The organism is Flavobacterium sp. ENC (assembly GCF_020991415.1).
Taxonomy (GTDB): domain Bacteria; phylum Bacteroidota; class Bacteroidia; order Flavobacteriales; family Flavobacteriaceae; genus Flavobacterium.
On the sequence record NZ_JAJMOY010000002.1, the window covers coordinates 526854 to 545524 of the forward strand.

Consider the following 18671-nt stretch of genomic DNA (forward strand, 5'->3'; position numbering starts at 1 on the left):
TATTAATAAAACAAAAATTACTAATGAACCGGTTATTATTTATTGCATTTATTTTAAGTAACGTATTAACAGCACAAGTCAAAATATCGGGAAAAGTCGTTACGGCAGATCATACTCCCGTAGCGTTTGCTGAAGTTCTTCTTTTTGCAAACGGGCCTGTTCCCGTAAAAAATCAGATCACAAATGAAAAAGGGGAGTTTGTATTGGAATATAAAACAGGCTCCTATAAATTGAAAATCAGTCAGTTTGGGTCCATTTTATACACAAAAGACATAGAACTGGGTTCTGATCTGGATTTAGGGGAGATCCTAACAAATAATGCCCAGGAATTACAGGCTGTTGTCATTACGCAGAAGAAAGAAATCGTAGAGCGTAAAGTAGACCGGCTTGTTTTTAACATAGAAAATACGATTAGCACGGCAGGTGGTGATGCGCTTGATGTCTTAAAAATTACACCGGGAGTCCAGATCCAGAATGAAAGTATCACCATAGCAGGTAAAAGTACCGTCAGGGTTTTGCTGGACGATAAAATGATTGAGCTTGGACAGGAAGAACTGACCAATTTATTAAAATCAATTCCGGCCGAGAACATCAAGAGTATCGAAGTCATTACGACACCACCGGCTAAATACGAGGCACTGGGAAACAGCGGTCTGGTAAATATCAGGTTAAAGAAAGCTAAGAAAGATTCCTGGAATCTCTCGCTAGGGACAGGATATCTGCAAAGGCATCACGATCCGGAAGGATCAACCACCAGCAATTTTATATACAATAAAAACAAGTTAAGCATGTCTGCTTCCTTAAATTACAGAGACGGCGGAATCTATCTGGAACAGGAAAGCAAAATTCACTTTGCCGATGGATTATGGGATTTAAATTACCCGCTTCAGAAAAAGCATAAAATGCTGAACGGAATTGTAAGCATGCAATATATCGCGACACCCAAATGGGTTTTAGGTTTTCAATACCTTACCAATTTGAATAAAACAGACACCGATGCCACCAGAAGTTTACTGATTTATGATAATAATACCAATGAGGTTACACAAAACATTACCTCTGTCGGGTATGCTTTTTTAAGGCCGACGCTGCATTCCGTAAACGTATTCAATGAATATAAGCTCAATCCGACAGGAGGAAAAATGATCGTGAATGTAGATTACTTTAAGTATAAAAGTAATGATTCCAGACCTTATGAGGGAACTTCAGAGGAATACAATCCGCCTAAGAAAGAATTTTTTAAGGGAATCAATAATAACAATCAGAACATCAGCAATTTTTCGGGTAAAGTTGATTTTGAACTGCCTGTAGAATGGGCTACTCTTGGATTTGGAGGAAAAGTTTCCTTTTCAGATACCAAAAATTTAATATCCACCTTCAACAGTGATTTTACAGACCAGCCTGTAACCGATTTACCCTTACAGGATTTTGATTTCGGTTATAAAGAAAATGTACAGGCCGTATATGTATCCGGAAACAAAAAATTTGCTAATAATCTGGAATCGCAGATCGGATTGCGATTTGAAAACACGCAGGCAAAATCGTATGAAGCAGATTTACATGAATCCGTAAATAATAGTTATACGAGGTTATTTCCGTCTTTTAATATTTCCTATACACCGCAGCCGCATTCTGTATACCGACTGAGCTACAGCAAAAGAATAGACCGGCCGACTTTTGCCCAGTTAAACCCGAATATAGCCTATATCAACCCGTTTCAGAGTATTCAGGGAAATCCATTACTACAGCCTGCGTTTATCGATAATTTCGAATTTATTTACTCGTATAAAAAGTTGGAAAGCAAACTGTATTACAGCCATGACAAAAATGTGTTCATGCAGATTTCCACACCCGATCCTGATACCAACATTGTCCGCATCGTAACCCGAAATATCTTTAATATGGAGCGATACGGGGTTTCTGAAATCTATGTCTTTAACGAATTTAAGTGGTGGACAAGTAACAACACAGCCGATCTTAATTATACCAAATCAAGATCCTTAATTGAATCGACAAAAGGGGTAGAAGGTTTTAATTTGAAATTGGCCACGAATAACGATTTCATCCTAAATGATAAAAAAACGTTGCTGTTGAACCTTAATTACTGGTATGTTTTTCCAAAAACAGAGGGATTTGTAAAATTGGCTGCATCAAGTTCTACTGCAGTAACGCTTCAGTATTTGCTTAACGACAACCTGAGAATATCACTGAAAGCGAATGATATTTTCAGGACAGAAAAAATAAAATTCAACCCGACCGTAAACGGAGTATATCAGGAATACAGCCTTTACAACGACAGCCGCTACATACAGCTGTATTTAAATTACAGGCTGGGAAGTAAAAAAGCAAAAATTATAAACAGAAATACCGGTAACGAAGAAGAAAGAAAAAGGGTAGGCGGTTAAGCACCTGCTGTTCTGCTACCGAAATAAGAATCAGTTAATAGAAAACATAAATTATTAAAAATATTTTAAGATGGAAGGATTAGTTTATTTAAAACCGAACGTTGTTATGGAGCCCTTAATAGAAAGATGGTATGCCTGGGCGCATCTGATATCGCCCGGAACGGCAGCTATGAACGTAACCAAAAGGCATATCGAAATAATGAACTCTTACCTGGAATCGCCTGCGGTACATGATGAAGCCGTTAAGGATCCTAAAATGCTGGGCGGCCCTTTTATGGACTATAACAGCGATCGTTCGGAAGACATAAGAAAATTGCTGGAATCAACCTTTACCAATCAAAAAGAACTGATCAGTCTTTCCATGGCCATTAGAAAACTGGTTTTAATGTTAAACAAAGAAGCCAAAGGGCAATCATTGGAAGCGTTGTATAAAAACGTACCGGATATTCTGAAAGGGTATGTGGAATTAATTTATGACCTGAACGGCAATCCTTCTTTCCGATTTTACGAGCAGCTTTTGTACAAAAGTAAATTTTACAATAAAAGCAATCAGAGCCTGGCTTTGTGGGTGACCAATAACGATTCGCGTCCTTTTTGCCTAAGTACCCCGAGACTGGATGAGAAAGACGTCCTGCATTTAGACATGCCGTTTGAGCATAAATTTATAGATGAGCTGAGTAAAATGAAAAGAACACCGCGCCCTTATCATGAAATAAGGGAACTGCTGGGTGATTTAAATGAAACCGAGGACGCCTTATTTGAATCGTTTTTTACAGATACACCATCCGTACCCTATGTAAAATATGAGGGGGATAAAATTAGAATGCGATACTTTGGGCATGCCTGCATCTTAATTGAGACCAAAGAAGTAAGTATACTCGTCGATCCGTTAATTAGCTATTACGGATACGAGTCCACTGTAGAACACTTTTCGGATTACGAATTGCCCGAAAAGATCGATTACGTGCTGATTACCCACAATCATCAGGATCATATTTTACTGGAAACGCTTTTACCGCTTCGACATAAAATTAAAAACATTATCGTGCCGCGCTCAGGAGGCGGACACCTTCAGGATCCTTCCTTAAAGCTGATGTTCAATAATATAGGTTTTGATAATATTATTGAAATTGAAGAATTCTCTACCGTTAATTTTTCAGATTGCAAGATTACCGGTATCCCTTTTACAGGAGAGCACAGTGATCTGGACATCAAGGCCAAAATTTGCTATCATGTGGAAATCTCTGAATTTTCATTGCTTTTCGCAGCAGACTCCAGGATTTTGGAAAAAAAATTATACGAGAATACGCATAGCATAATCGGCGATGTAGATGTTATTTTCCTTGGAATGGAATGCGACGGAGCTCCATTAACGTGGTTATACGGGCCACTCGTGGTAAACGAATTGTCTAAAGAACACGATCAGTCCAGAAGACTGGCCGGATCTGATTTTGCCAGGGGAATGCACCTGGTCGATGTTTTCAACCCCTTAGAAGTCTATGTGTATGCTATGGGGCAGGAACCGTGGTGTGAGTTCATCAGCAGTATCAAATACACCGATGAATCCAATCCTATTATACAGTCCAACCGCCTTATTGAAGAATGCAGTTCAAGGGAAATAATTACAGAAAGGTTATTTGGCGAAAAGGAAATCTTATACAGCAAGAAAAAAACACAAAACTATAGTTTGGTTTAAAAAGGAAATGCAAACGCATTACATGGGTTTATTTAAAATCCGCTGTAATGCGTGATCAAAAATAAATCAGGGAATCATTACAGACAAGTATATAACAAGATAAAGCGATGCAAACACTACTCAAAAAATTAAGGGCCTCCAATATAAAACTTAATTTATCGGGAGATAAACTGGATATTAATGCTCCGAAAGGAGTGCTGACCAATGAGTTATTAGATGAAATTAAATTACACAAGCAAAGAATAATTGATTTCATCAAACTTTCGCAAGACTCCCATGATAGCCATACTGATATCCCCAATGTAGCTGAGGCGGAAACATATACCGTATCCTCATCGCAAAAAAGCTTGTGGCTGCTGTGTCAGTTAGAAGCGCAAAATACGGTGTATAACATTCCCAGCATCTTTGAATTAAAAGGAAACTTAAATGCAGCCGCACTTGAGAAAGCATTTCATGCGCTGCTGGAACGTCATGAATCTTTAAGAACGGTTTTTGTTGAAACAGCCAATGCTGAAGTAAGACAACAGGTAATCGCTGTTAAAGACCTTGATTTTCAGTTTCGAACAGAAGAATTATCTTCGGATAACAGTGACCAGAATCTAAATAATCTTTTGGAACAGGAATTAAAATATTCATTTGATTTGGCAAAGGATTGTTTAGTGCGTGCAAAGCTGATCAAAACGTCCGGTGATACTTTTGTTTTTATACTGGTCATTCATCATATCATCAGCGATGGCTGGTCGATCCAGGTAATGATGAACGAGTTGTTTGCTTTATATCATGCCTTTACAAACAATATTTCCAATCCGTTGCCTCCTTTACAAATCCAGTATAAAGATTACGCGGCCTGGCAGCAAAACCAGTTAAGAGACAGCAGTCAGGCACACCAGGAATACTGGCTGAAACAATTTCAGGATACCATTCCGATACTGGATGTACCGGTATACAAAACACGACCGCTAACCAAAACATTTAACGGGGGCATCGTAAAAAGAAGTTTTAGCAGTGAAATCTTAAAAGAATTCTCCAGTTTGTGCCAGGCACATGATGCTACCTTGTTCATGGGATTAACGAGCTTGTTAAACGTCTTATTTTACAGATATACCAATCAGAATGATATCATAATTGGTACCCCAATTGCCGGAAGGCCCCATTCGGATTTGCAAAATCAAACCGGACTTTACTTAAACACCTTAGCCCTGAGAACGCAATTTGACGGACAGGACAGCTTTGCTGATGTATTACTGAATGTAAAAAACAGAACACTGGAAGCCTATGAGCATCAGATCTATCCGTTTGATGAGTTAATTGAAAACTTAAACCTAAAAAGAGACGCAAGCCGCAGTCCGCTATTTGACGTGATGCTGATCCTGCAGAACATGGACAGTTTCGACAATACCCAACAACTGGACGGTATTTCCATTCAACAGTATCAGAACAAACAAAATCTGCTGATCAAATACGATCTGGAATTTACCTTTGATGAGTTTGGCAATGAGTTGAATTTCAACCTGACATTCAATACTGATATTTATACCGTAGCTTTTGTTGAAAAAATAACAGCACATTTTGGCACTTTACTGCAAGGCGTTATTGCAGAACCGAACCTTCCGGTTTCACGCATTGCTTATTTAGCACCGGAGGAAATAAAGCAGCTCGTAGTCGATTTTAATAACACTTCGGTGCCGTATCCAAAAGAAAAAACGATTGTTCAATTGTTCGAAGAGCAGGCCGCCCAAACACCGGAGGCTATCGCCATTATTTTTGAGGAATTGCAATTAACCTATAAAGAACTAAACGAAAAAGTAAATCAGTTTGCCTCTTATCTGAGAGAAAGCTATGATATTCAGCCCGATGATTTCGTGGGCATAAAATTAAGCCGAAGCGAACAGTTGCTGATAGCCATTTTGGGAGTGCTGAAATCAGGAGCTGCCTATGTTCCTATTGACTCCGATTATCCGCAGGAAAGAATAGCATATATCGAAGAAGATACCAATTGCAAGGCTATTATTGACGAGGATGAACTGATGATGTTTAACTTCCAGAGATTCAGGTATAAAGCTGAAAATCCGGAGGCTGTAAACAGCCCTTCCGATTTAGCGTATATCATTTACACTTCCGGTTCTACCGGAAATCCAAAAGGAGTGATGGTAGAGCATCGAAATGTGGTAAGACTGGTTAAGCCTTGTTCGTATTTTCCTTTAAATTCAGATAAAATCCTGTTAAGTACCGGTTCCATCTCTTTTGATGCCACAACCATAGAGTTTTTCGGAACTTTATTAAACGGGGCTACATTAGTCCTAACCAGTCAGGACGACTTGCTGGATTTAAGCAACTTAGAAAACATTGTTAAAACCAATTCGGTCAATAGCCTTTGGATGACGGCTTCCTGGTTTAACAGCGTAGTCGAAAATAATATCAGTTTTTTCGAAAACATCAGTCAGCTGATTGTGGGTGGAGATGTAGTATCGCCCAAACATACCCAAAAAGTTTTTGAAAGCAATCCGTCAATCAAAATCGTAAACGGGTACGGCCCTACCGAAAACACGACTTTTTCGTTGACTTTTGATATTCAGAATCAGAAATATAACACCATTCCGATAGGCAAGCCGATTCCAAACAGCCAGGCCTATGTACTGGATCAGAATTTACAGCCCGTTGCCGCTGGCGTAAGCGGTAAATTGTATTTATCCGGTGATGGCGTTTCGAGAGGATACTTAAACCAGCCTGCACTTACCGCCGAAAAATTCATCGAAAACCCGTTTATTCCGGGAACTAAGATGTACGATACCGGTGATTTAGGCCGCTGGCTTCCCAATGGTACGATCGAATTTCTGGGCAGAAACGATCATCAGGTCAAAATACGCGGATACAGAATCGAGCTGGGAGAAATAGAAACCGCCCTTTTGCAATTTTCAGACGATCTCAAACAAGTCGTTGTTCTGGTAAAAGAGGTCAATGGAGAAAAAGTGCTGGTGGCATATTATGTTTCAGACCTCGAAATCGACAAGGGAGAAATTAGAAATTACCTGCAGACGAAGCTGCCGGATTATATGATTCCTGCGTTTTACGTGCTTTTGGAAAGGATACCATTAACATCAAATGGCAAAACCGACCGCAATGCGTTACCGGGCATCAACGGGGAAGACAGTATTCGAAGGGAGTACGTACAGCCCCGAAATGATACCGAACAAAAAATGGCCGAAATCTGGCAGGAAGTGCTCGGTCTTGACAAAGTAGGGATTACCGATAATTTCTTTGAAATGGGAGGACACAGCCTTATTGTGGCACAAGTCATCAACAGGCTCAACAAGCAATTGAACAAAACCGTTTCGTTTAAGGATTTTTTCTCTAACCCGACCATTGATGCCTTAAGTAAAACGCTGAACCAGAATGAGTTTTCTGCCATTCCTCCCGCGGATATTAGGGATAGCTATCCTCTTACCGCTTCTCAGAACCGGTTTTGGATTCTGAGCCAGCTCGAAGGTGGTTCACTGGCTTACAATATGCCATCGGCAATTAAATTAACCGGAGATCTGGATGCTGAGACCTTTAAAGAAACTTTTAATTTGCTAATTCAGCGTTATGAAATACTACGAACAAGTTTTAAAAATAATGCAGAAGGTCAGATTCAGCAATTTATAACGCCCGCCAATGAAATTAACTTTGAAGTAACAGAGCAGGATTTCAGCAACCATAAAGAGCAGGAAGATCTGGTGCTGCAGTATCTGGAAGAGCAGAATGCGATTGCTTTCAATCTGGAACAAGCCCCTTTGCTAAGAGCTTCATTAATTAAAACCCAGGAAAAGGAACATATTTTCTCACTCTGTATGCACCACATCATTGGTGATGGCTGGTCTATGCAGTTAATCATTTCCGAAATTGTAAAAACATACAATGCGATCATTCAGGGAATCCCTGTTGATTTGCCCGATCTAAACATCCACTATAAAGATTATGCAGTATGGATTAACGACGAAATACAGCAGGAAAAATACCAAAATTCCAAAAAGTTCTGGCTGAACGAACTTAGCGGAGAATTACCCGTGCTGGAATTGCCGGGCTTTACCAAAAGACCTTTGGTACAAACGTATAATGGCGCTGTTCAGTTATATGAGTTCTCCGGTGCACTTTTAGAAAAGCTAAAAACATTTTCAGCAGCACATGATGTAACGCTGTTTATGACCTTAATGGCCGGAATCAAAACGTTATTGCACCGCTACAGCAATCAGGACGATATCATTATCGGTACGCCTATTGCGGGCAGGGAACACCCGGATTTAGAAAATCAGCTGGGGCTTTTCCTGAATACACTGGCCATTCGTACCCGATTTGAGCAGGAGGATCGTTTTCTGGATATTTTAAATAAAGAAAAAGAAACCCTTCTAAACGCTTACCAGCATCAGGATTATTCTTTTGATGAACTGGTAGGAAACCTGAATGTAAAGAGAGACCTGAGCCGATCCGCTTTATTCGATATATTGGTGGTGCTTCAGAACCAGGCGCAGTTAAAAAGTATAGCGAATGACACTGCCTTAACAGGTTTAGAAGTGGAAGGTTTTGATTTTGAGAATAAAACATCAAAATTCGATATCAGTTTCATCTTTGTCGAAACAGAAAAACTGCTTCTGTCGGTGAATTACAATACCGATATTTACGATACGTTTTTGATTGATGCACTCTTCCGTCATCTGGAAAATGTATTTAACGAAGCAATACATAATCCGGCACAAGCCATAAACAGTCTGGATTACCTGACTGAAGCTGAAAAAACAAAATTACTATTTCATTTCAATGCGACTGCGGCAGATTATCCGGAACATAAAACACTTACAGATTTATTTGAAGAACAGCTTGCCAAAACACCAACCAATACAGCTGTTGTTTTTGAGGAAAAAGCGCTCACCTATCAGGAACTTAACGAACAGGCAAATCAGCTGGCGCATTACTTAAGAAAAAACCATGCGATTGAGACGGGTGACCGCATCGGAATAAAACTGGAACGAAGCGAAAAAATAATCGTAGCCATTTTGGGAATATTAAAATCAGGAGCGGCTTACGTGCCAATTGATTCTTCTTATCCTCCCGAAAGAATTGCCTACATAGAAAGTGACAGTACTTGTAAAATTGTACTGGATGAGGCCATTTTTGAGGCTTTTAATGCAACCAGAGAAAGCTATCCGCGCCTGAATGCTCAAAAAATAAATAATGCCGGAGATTTAGCCTATATCATTTATACCTCAGGCACCACAGGGAATCCAAAAGGGGTGATGGTAGCACACAGAAACGTCATCAACTTAATCAGTTCACAGACCAGGGAGTTTAAAATTGATGAGACCGAGCGAATCCTTCAGCTTTCCAATTTTTCTTTTGATGCCTCTGTGGAGCAGACCTTTTTGGCGCTCTTAAACGGGGCAGCTTTATACATACTGCCCAGAAAGGTATTGTTAGATGAAGTGGAACTGGAGCAATTTGTCTTTGAAAACAAAATTACCCATTTCCATTCCGTTCCGTCGGTAGTAAGTAAACTGAAGCCTTCCCAAAGACTTAGTTTAAGAAGAGTGCTGTCCGGAGGTGATATTTGTTCCGAAAAACTGGCTGAATCGTGGAGTGGTATTTGTGATTTTTACAATAAGTACGGGCCAACGGAAACAACCGTGACGTCGATAGAATTTTTATATACCAAAGACCAGCCGTTTTCGATTGGACGTCCGATTTCAAATACACAGGTGTATATCCTGAACAATGCCTTGTTACCGACGCCAGTGGGAGTTTCAGGTAATCTCTACATATCGGGAGCAGGAGTGACGCGCGGTTACTGGAATAAACCGGAACTGACCGCAGAAAAGTTTATCGAAAATCCGTTTATTCCCGGTACCAAAATGTACGATACCGGAGATGTCGGACGCTGGCTGCCGAATGGCACTATTGAATTTTCGGGAAGAAATGACCATCAGGTAAAAGTAAGGGGGTTTCGAATTGAATTGGGCGAAATAGAAACCAGCCTTCTGCAATATTCCGACCATTTAAAACAGGCGGTCGTTCAGGCCAAAGAAATCAACGGGGAAAAACTACTGGTAGCCTATTATGTGACTGACGAAGCCATAGACAAAGCAGCGATCAGAAATTATCTGTCAGGAAAACTGCCGGAATATATGGTGCCTTCCTTTTATCTGGACCTGGATCAGTTCCCGCTAACCCCAAACGGCAAAATAGATCGTAAAGCATTACCCGGAATTAGTGGGGAAGATGCGATTCGAAAAGAATATGTTGCCCCACGAAATGAAACCGAGCAGAAAATGGCCGAAATCTGGCAGGAAGTGCTCGCTGTTGAAAAAGTCGGGATGACCGATAATTTCTTTGAATTGGGCGGACACAGCCTTATTGTGGCACAAGTCATCAACAGGCTTAACAAACAATTGAATAAAACAGTTTCGTTCCGGGACTTTTTCGCTAACCCCACCATCGATGCGCTGGGTAAAACGCTGAACCAAAATGAGTATACAGCCATTCCTCAGGCAGAAATTAGGGAAAGTTACCCTTTAACGGCTTCCCAATACCGATTCTGGATCCTGAGTCAGTTAGAGGGAGGATCGCTGGCGTACAACATGCCGGCAGTCCTAAAATTAACAGGGGAACTGGATGCCGGTAAATTTAAGGAAACCTTTCATTTATTAATCCAAAGACACGAAATATTACGAACAGGCTTCAGGAATACTGCTGAGGGACAACTGCGCCAGTTTATAAAAAGCACAGAAGATATTGTTTTTGAAGTAACAGAAATAGATTTCACCGATAAAGCAGGGCAGGAGACACTTGTTGCAAACTATCTGAAAGAACAAAACGCCCTTGTTTTCAATCTGGAACAAGCCCCTTTACTAAGAGCTTCTTTAATTAAAACACAAGAAAAAGAACATCTCTTTTCACTTTGTATGCATCATATCATCGGTGACGGATGGTCAATGCAGCTAATCGTGTCCGAAGTGGTCAAAATATACAACAGCCTCGTGCAGGGAATTCCGGTTGATTTACCACAACTGAACATCCATTACAAAGATTATGCGGTGTGGGTTAATGAAGCGGTCCAGCAGGAAAAATACCAGAAATCCAAAAAGTTCTGGTTAAACCAGTTCACAGGACAATTACCGGTACTGGAACTTCCGAGTTTTAAGAAAAGACCGTTGGTTCAAACCTATAACGGGGATCATAAGTCGCATCAATTCTCTTCCGCACTTTTAGAAAAACTAAAAACGTTTTCCAAAGCGCAGGACGTGACCTTGTTTATGACCTTAATGGCCGGTATAAAAACGTTATTGCACCGTTATACCCGTCAGGAAGATATTATTGTCGGTACGCCAATAGCAGGCAGGGAGCATCCGGATCTGGAAAACCAATTAGGATTGTATCTCAACACACTGGCCATTCGGACAAAGTTTGAAGAGGACGATGACTTTTTGACTATTCTGAACAAAGAAAAAGAAACCCTTTTAAATGCCTACCAGCACCAGGAGTATTCATTTGATGAATTAGTAGAAAACCTGAACCTGAAAAGAGACCTGAGCCGCTCGGCTTTGTTTGACGTGCTGGTAGTGCTTCAAAACCAGAACCAGTTAAAAAGTGTAGCAAACCAAACGGCATTGGAAGGCATAGAAGTTTCCGGTTTTGATTTTGAAAATAAGATCGCCAAGCTGGACATTACCTTCACTTTTGTCGAAACAGAGCAGCTGATCCTGAACATTGATTATAATACGGACATCTACGATTCCTTGTTTATAAATTCCGTATTCGGTCATCTTGAAAATCTGTTAAACGAAGCAATTGACGATCCCAAACAAGCGATAGACGGACTTGATTATCTGACCATTGCAGAGGAAACCAAATTACTGCTGGAATATAATGCAACTTCGTCATCGTATTCGCAGGATAAAACAATGATTAGTTTGTTTGAGGATCAGGTGGCAAAAACTCCTGAAAACAGTGCCGTTATTTTCGAAAATCAGCACTTCACCTATAAAGAAATCAATGCACAGGCCAATCAGTTAGCCCATTATTTACGAGCGCATCACCAAATAAAAACCGACGATTTAATAGGGATTAAATTAGACCGCAGCGAGAAAATGATTATCACCCTTCTGGGAATCCTGAAATCAGGTGCGGCTTATGTGCCAATTGATAAATCGTATCCGCAGGAAAGAATCGAGTACATCGAAAAAGACAGTAATTGCAAAATTGTAATTGACGGAAACGTACTGGAATCGTTCCATCAAAGTCAGGAACAATATTCCGTATTAAATCCTGAAAGCATTACTACCGCTAAAGATCTGGCGTATATCATTTATACTTCCGGAACTACTGGCCATCCAAAGGGGGTTATGATTGAACATAGAAATGCAACAGCGCTGATTCACTGGGCAGCTAAAGAATTTGACAGCAGTAAATTCGAAACCGTATACGCGGTAACTTCCTATTGTTTTGATTTATCTGTTTTCGAAATATTTTATACCCTTTCGATCGGTAAGCAAATAAAGCTCTTAAAAAACGGTTTGGAAATCAAAAACCATATCGATACCGACAAAAATGTATTAATCAATACCGTGCCGTCTGTGGTGAAACAACTTTTAGATGATGGTGTTTCTTTCGAGTCCGTTAGCATTTTAAATATGGCCGGAGAACCCATAGCGCACAACACCATACAAAGACTGCCTTTAGACCAGATAGAAGTATACAATCTATACGGCCCGTCTGAAGATACGACGTACAGTACCTATTTTAAAATCAGACAAAAAGAGTACCTGTCGATACCAATCGGAAAAGCAATTTCGAATACACAGCTGTACATCTTAGACTCAAAACTGCATCCGGTACCAACGGGAGTATTTGGTAAAATATATGTTGCCGGAGCGGGTGTAGCCAGAGGGTATCTGAACAAACCGGAACTGACAGCAGAGAAATTTACCACCAATCCGTTTAAGTCCGGCAGCATCATGTATGACACCGGAGATTTAGGGAGATGGCTGCCGGATGGGAATATTGAATTTTTAGGAAGAAATGACCAGCAGGTAAAAATAAGAGGGTTCCGAATTGAATTGGGTGAAATCGAGGCCCGTTTGGCACAATATTCAGAAGAGATCAAACAAGTAGTGGTGGAGGTAAAAGAAGTAAATGCCGAAAAGGTATTAGTGGCGTATTATACCGCCCAGTCCGAAATAGACAAGGCGGCCATAAGAAACTACCTTTTAGGAAAGCTGCCGGAATATATGGTACCGTCCTTCTACGTAGTTCTGGACAGCCTGCCATTGACCCCTAACGGAAAAACCGACCGAAAAGCGCTGCCCGGCATTAGTGGGGAAGACGTGATAAGAACAGCCTATGTCGCACCAAAAAGTGAAACAGAACAGAAAATAGCCGGCATATGGCAGGAAATCCTGGGGCTTGATAAAGTCGGGATCACCGATAATTTCTTTGAGTTGGGCGGAAACAGTATTTCGGCCATAAACACCATCTTTAAAATGAACCAGGAATTTTCGACCAGCTATCCGGCGGATTCCCTGTTTCGTTTCAATACGATCGCCGAAATACTACAATACCATCTGACGAACCTTTTTGATTCGGATAAGGATTTTTATGAATATGGAAACCGTCAGGCCCAAAATACCGTTTTTGCCTTTCCTCCAATAGCAGGTTACGGAAGTGCTTACAGGGACTTATTCCGGAATAATGAAGACTCCGGATGTATAGCCTTCAATTTTCCGGAAAATGAAGAGAATCCGGCAGGGTATTATGCCCGTAAAATCAATGAAATTCAGGAAGAGGGCGATATCGTGTTATTTGGCTGGTCGGCAGGAGGTATCTTATCCTATGAGGTTGCCGCTTATCTGACAAAGGAGTTCAACCGAAAAGTATCCCGAATCATCATGTTTGATGCCGTAAAGCTCGATGAAGAAAAGCTGCACACAGAACTTGCAGCTGACGGATTTGACCTGGGAACGGAAATCGATGAAAACATGCAGGAACTACTGGCTCAGGCCAAAGAAAAGCGAATCGGGTATATCAATTACCTGATGCGTCTGAAATATGCTCATAAACTGCCGTCGGAACTGGTAATGGTAAAAACAGAAAATAATAACGATAAAAAATGGGAAGAAAATTTTGAAACCGTTCGCTATATCACCGGAAAAGGGGAACATCAGAACATGCTGGAAGGAAATAATCTGAAGCACAATAAAAAACTATTAAATAAAATTATTGCAAAAGAAGACATTCTTACCGCCATTTTTCAGGCGTAATCTCCTGAAAATTGGTATTGAAGAATCCAATAAAAAATACAAATTGTACATGAAATATACATTATTTTGCTTGCTGTTACTTCCGTTTTTCGGCTTTTCACAGACAGGCACTGCCCTGAAAGAACCCAATTCCACAGAAGATTCGGGCGAGTATTTTGGAGGTGCCGTAAAGTCCGTTTACAAACAGCATAAGTTTCCCAGTTTCAACAACAGCATCAATCTGGTCTACAATCGCGGAAGATGGAAAGTCAATTCGAGTATCAGTTACGGGCGGGAGAAATTTTTCCGGGAAAATGATGTCAGTACTTTTTTTTCCGATGCGTCATTTATTGGTTCAGGAACAACCGATTATGACTTTAACAGTTTTGTGACCTTTATTGATGTACAGTACCAGATTTCAAAAAAGACAAAAATAAATGTCTCTTCCATGAATGATACCTACGAGAATATATTAGATACCAAAACCAATATCGATATCTATAACACGTCGGACGTTTTAGACCGCTATTATATTGGAAGCAAGAAATTAGTTTCGAATCTGAAAAGAAATTCGCTGAATGCGCTGTTACGACATGATTTTAATGAAAATGAATTTTTAACTATCGAAGCAGACTGGCTCCAAAGACCCTGGGACTATAACCAAAACACCTATGGTCAGGATTATGATGTAAATGGTGCAGCAGTACCCAATCGCAACTACACCGTTTACCATGACGGCCGCACAGATTTGAATATTTATACCCTGAATGGCTTGTATCATGTCCCGACCAGGCTTTTTGATCTTACCGTTGGGGGTAAATGGATCTATATTGAATCCGATTATATCATCAGGAATTTCAGGAAGTACGATGCCGACTATGTGAAGAATTTAACGTTGTCGCCCACTTGTACGTATATTGAAAACAGACAAATTGTATTTTCAGATTTCAAAAAGAACTTTGGAAAACTTGATCTTCAGCTTGGGTTTAAACTCGAAAACACCTTCATAAACGGTGATGTTGCTGACGTTAATTCTAAAAAAGAACTCGACGATAACTATATAAAGCTGTTCCCGTCAGCCAATGCAAGCTACCATTTTGATGATACAAACAAATTAAGTTTTGCCTTTTCGCAGTTTTACAACAGGCCTTTATACCGGTTTATAAACCCCTCCCTGGGGATTTATAATGCCTATGAGACGTATTTGGGAAACCCGTTTTTAAAGCCGTCGCTGACCAGCAATTTCAATCTGGTCTATGCGTACAAATCCCAATATGACTTAGGTTTTTCCTATTCGAAAACAAAAGACAATTTCTGGTCTTTACCCAATTATACCACAGACCATGTCGTAGAACATAAAGTAGTTAGCTATATGGATTTAAATACGTTTCAGGTTGCTGCTAACGGAGTGATAAAATATACGAATGCTGTTGAAACGAATTTCCAGTTACAGGGATTCTACAAGCTCAATAAGTCACTGGTATCGGGTATAGAAGATCTGGATGTCTGGGGCTGGTACGGTACGGTCAGCAATCAGGTGTATTTCAGTCCGGAGAAAAACATTTCCGCTAACCTGAGTTTTTGGTACCGTTCTAAAAATATCAACCAGGAAGCCCTGATCAGCAAACAAGGCGCGCTGGATTTCGGAATGAAATTTTTATTGCTCCAAAAAGCGTTCATCATCGAAGTGAATGTGACCGATATTCTGAAATCAATGAATGAATACAAAGTATCAACAGTAGACAATGTCAGGCAGACCTTCAGGAATTACCAGGATCCAAGAGCCTTTAGGATTTCGGCCACCTATAAATTTGGAAACAGGAAATTGAATTACGCAGAACGAATAGCCGAAAATGCTACCGATCATTCCAGATAAAAACGAAAAAATATGCAGCTTTTTTTATTACACTTTGCCGGAGGAAATGTTTATTCATTTGAATTTCTCAGAAAAGAGATCAAAAATTCCGATTTCATTCCTCTCGAATTACCGGGAAGAGGTAAAAGACACAGAGAAAACCTGGTGACGAATAAAGATCAGGCTATTGAAGATTATTGCCGCCAGATTCAATCCTTAAGAAACGGAGAACCCTATATGATTTACGGCCACAGCATGGGAGCGACTTTGGGACTTTCCGTAGCGGCAAAAATGGAAAGGACCGGAGACCGTCCGAAAGCACTTATTGTTTCCGGAAATCCGGGGCCGGGAATCAAAAAAAGCAAAGATTTCCTGTACCATGAACTAGATGATTTTAATTTCAAAAAAGAACTGCTGAGGTTGGGCGGAATTTCCACGGCCATAACCGAAAACAAAGACCTGTTCGATTATTTTCTGCCCATCATAAGAGCCGATTTCGAATGTCTGGAAAAAGACTTTTTTTCCGAAAAGGGACTAAAGGTAAATATCCCGATCTATGCGCTAATGGGGGCCGGGGAAGAAACCTGTGACCGGATCGAAAACTGGAAAAATTTTACCAGCCATACCTTCACATCTGAAATATGGAGCGGGAATCATTTTTTCATCCACAACAACGCTGCTGCACTGGCCCATATTTTTTCAAGTCTCATGCAAAAACAAATAACCCATCCAAATACAAACTATTATGTTTAAATTAAAGTTTTCCTATGTTGTTTATCTTTTGCTTTATGCAATACCCAACACGATTCTGAGCTTTGGAATCGTTTATATCATTAATAATGTGATATCCGGAAAAACAGATTTCTTAACAGATTATATGGGTATTGTGTTTGTCTCCACAGTGGTCTACACCTATCTGCTGAATATCATCTTTCAGAAAAAAATCAATAAATACTCTTTTGAAGTACTGTATGAAAACGAGAAAAAGATATTCGATAAAATATTAAAAGCCCCGTTAATCACGCTCGAAAAACTGGGTTCCCAGCGCTTTTACACAGCCATAGAAGATTTAAGGATCTTCGCAACTTTTCCGGAAGTGGTCACCCATACGATGAATTCATTGCTGATGTTACTGCTTTGCATGATTTACCTGTTTACATTATCCGTTTCGGCGGCTTTAGTGGTGGTAGGTTTAATCATCCTGATTGCTGTAACCTATTTTCTGGTAATCAGCACGATGTCGCAAAAAGTAGCTGCTCTTAGAAAATACAACGAGCATTATTATAAATATGTAGACGATGTCATAAAGGGCTTTAAAGGCTTTAAGCTCAGTACCGGCAGACGTGAAAAACTAATGAAGGAACACTTGTCACCAAACAGGGAAAATGCCAAAATTCTGGATTTTAATATCAACTACGTTTTTTTATCCATCAATTTGATAAGTCAGTACGGGCTGTACCTGGTGATTGGATCCATCCTGTTTTTACTGCCTGAGATTGGAATCTTAAAAAGAGAAGATGTGATTTCGTATGTGGTGATTCTGCTATTTGTTTCAGGGCCTATCAACAACCTGATTAATATGCAGAATGTGTATACGAGGCTTACCGTTGCCAACAACAGAATAAAGAAATTCCTTAAGGATTTTGACAGTACAGAAGCAGCCGTAACCCTTAAAACTGCAGACACGGAAGCTTTCACTTCGTTACGATTTAATCAGATTCATTTTGCCTATGAAAATAATGCTGCCGAAAAAACATTTGCCTTAGGACCTGTAAACCTTTCCATAGCAAAAGGGGAAATGATCTTCATCATTGGCGGAAACGGCAGTGGCAAAAGTACTTTTATCAACATCCTGACCGGTTTGTATCAGCCTACGGAAGGAGAAATAATCGTAAACAACCAACAAAACAGTACCGGCAAAACAACCACACAAAACCTGATCTCAGCAGTTTTTACAGACAATCATATCTACTCGCATAATTACGATCCGTATGCCTTAGAGAATAACGGGGAATACAGGGAGCTGCTGCGAATAATGGAACTCGACAAAGTGATTGCCGATGACAAGGAAGAATCTGCAAGACGTCCATTTTCTAAAGGGCAGGGCAAAAGAATGTCCCTGATTTTTGCACTACTGGAAGATAAGCCAATTCTCGTATTAGACGAATGGGCCGCCGATCAGGATCCGCATTTCAGGAAATATTTCTACGAAAACTTACTGCCGAAGTTAAAGCAGGAAGGTAAAACCATTATCGCCGTAACCCATGACGATGCTTATTTCAAGTATGCAGACCGAATCTTAAAATTTGATTACGGAGAAATTGTAAAAGACTTCAAAGTAAAAGACGAAGCCCTGCACACAGAAAACTTATGGCATGATGAAGTACAGCGCTAGAAGATAAATGGGGCAAATGCTGCAACAGAGATCACATTTTTATACTACAGACTAT

The 18671-nt window shown here is 40.1% G+C and carries 6 protein-coding genes; all 6 read left to right on the plus strand.

Going from position 1 to position 18671, the window contains the following annotated elements:
- The first annotated feature begins 23 nt into the window (after positions 1-23).
- The 6 genes from LPB89_RS06995 to LPB89_RS07020 all read left to right on the plus strand — a co-directional run bounded on the left by LPB89_RS06995 (position 24) and on the right by LPB89_RS07020 (position 18616).
- Entirely contained in the window at positions 24-2405 is a 2382-nt protein-coding gene (locus LPB89_RS06995; RefSeq protein WP_230701050.1) for a TonB-dependent receptor domain-containing protein, read from the plus strand.
- A 70-nt stretch (positions 2406-2475) separates the two neighbouring features.
- Positions 2476-4101, plus strand: coding sequence for an MBL fold metallo-hydrolase (locus LPB89_RS07000; RefSeq protein WP_230701051.1), 1626 nt, complete (start codon positions 2476-2478; stop codon positions 4099-4101).
- Positions 4102-4208: 107 nt separating this feature from the next.
- Complete coding sequence (locus LPB89_RS07005; RefSeq protein ID WP_230701052.1) at positions 4209-14387, plus strand: non-ribosomal peptide synthetase; 10179 nt, start codon at positions 4209-4211, stop codon at positions 14385-14387.
- Positions 14388-14436: 49 nt separating this feature from the next.
- Positions 14437-16242, plus strand: a complete 1806-nt coding sequence (locus LPB89_RS07010) for an outer membrane beta-barrel family protein (RefSeq protein ID WP_230701053.1) — start codon at positions 14437-14439, stop codon at positions 16240-16242.
- Between the two features lie 12 nt (positions 16243-16254).
- Positions 16255-16974, plus strand: a complete 720-nt coding sequence (locus LPB89_RS07015) for a thioesterase II family protein (RefSeq protein ID WP_230701054.1) — start codon at positions 16255-16257, stop codon at positions 16972-16974.
- Complete coding sequence (locus tag LPB89_RS07020) at positions 16967-18616, plus strand: cyclic peptide export ABC transporter (protein ID WP_230701055.1); 1650 nt, start codon at positions 16967-16969, stop codon at positions 18614-18616. The genes LPB89_RS07015 and LPB89_RS07020 overlap by 8 nt, the downstream gene beginning before the upstream one ends.
- Positions 18617-18671 lie beyond the last annotated feature (55 nt).

Bases quoted from the DNA above. Each gene is read 5' to 3' on its own strand.
- LPB89_RS06995 (WP_230701050.1), top strand. From the start codon at position 24: ATGAACCGGTTATTATTTATTGCATTTATTTTAAGTAACGTATTAACA.
- LPB89_RS07020 (WP_230701055.1), top strand. From the start codon at position 16,967: ATGTTTAAATTAAAGTTTTCCTATGTTGTTTATCTTTTGCTTTATGCA.
- LPB89_RS07010 (WP_230701053.1), top strand. From the start codon at position 14,437: ATGAAATATACATTATTTTGCTTGCTGTTACTTCCGTTTTTCGGCTTT.
- LPB89_RS07005 (WP_230701052.1), top strand. From the start codon at position 4,209: ATGCAAACACTACTCAAAAAATTAAGGGCCTCCAATATAAAACTTAAT.
- LPB89_RS07015 (WP_230701054.1), top strand. From the start codon at position 16,255: ATGCAGCTTTTTTTATTACACTTTGCCGGAGGAAATGTTTATTCATTT.
- LPB89_RS07000 (WP_230701051.1), top strand. From the start codon at position 2,476: ATGGAAGGATTAGTTTATTTAAAACCGAACGTTGTTATGGAGCCCTTA.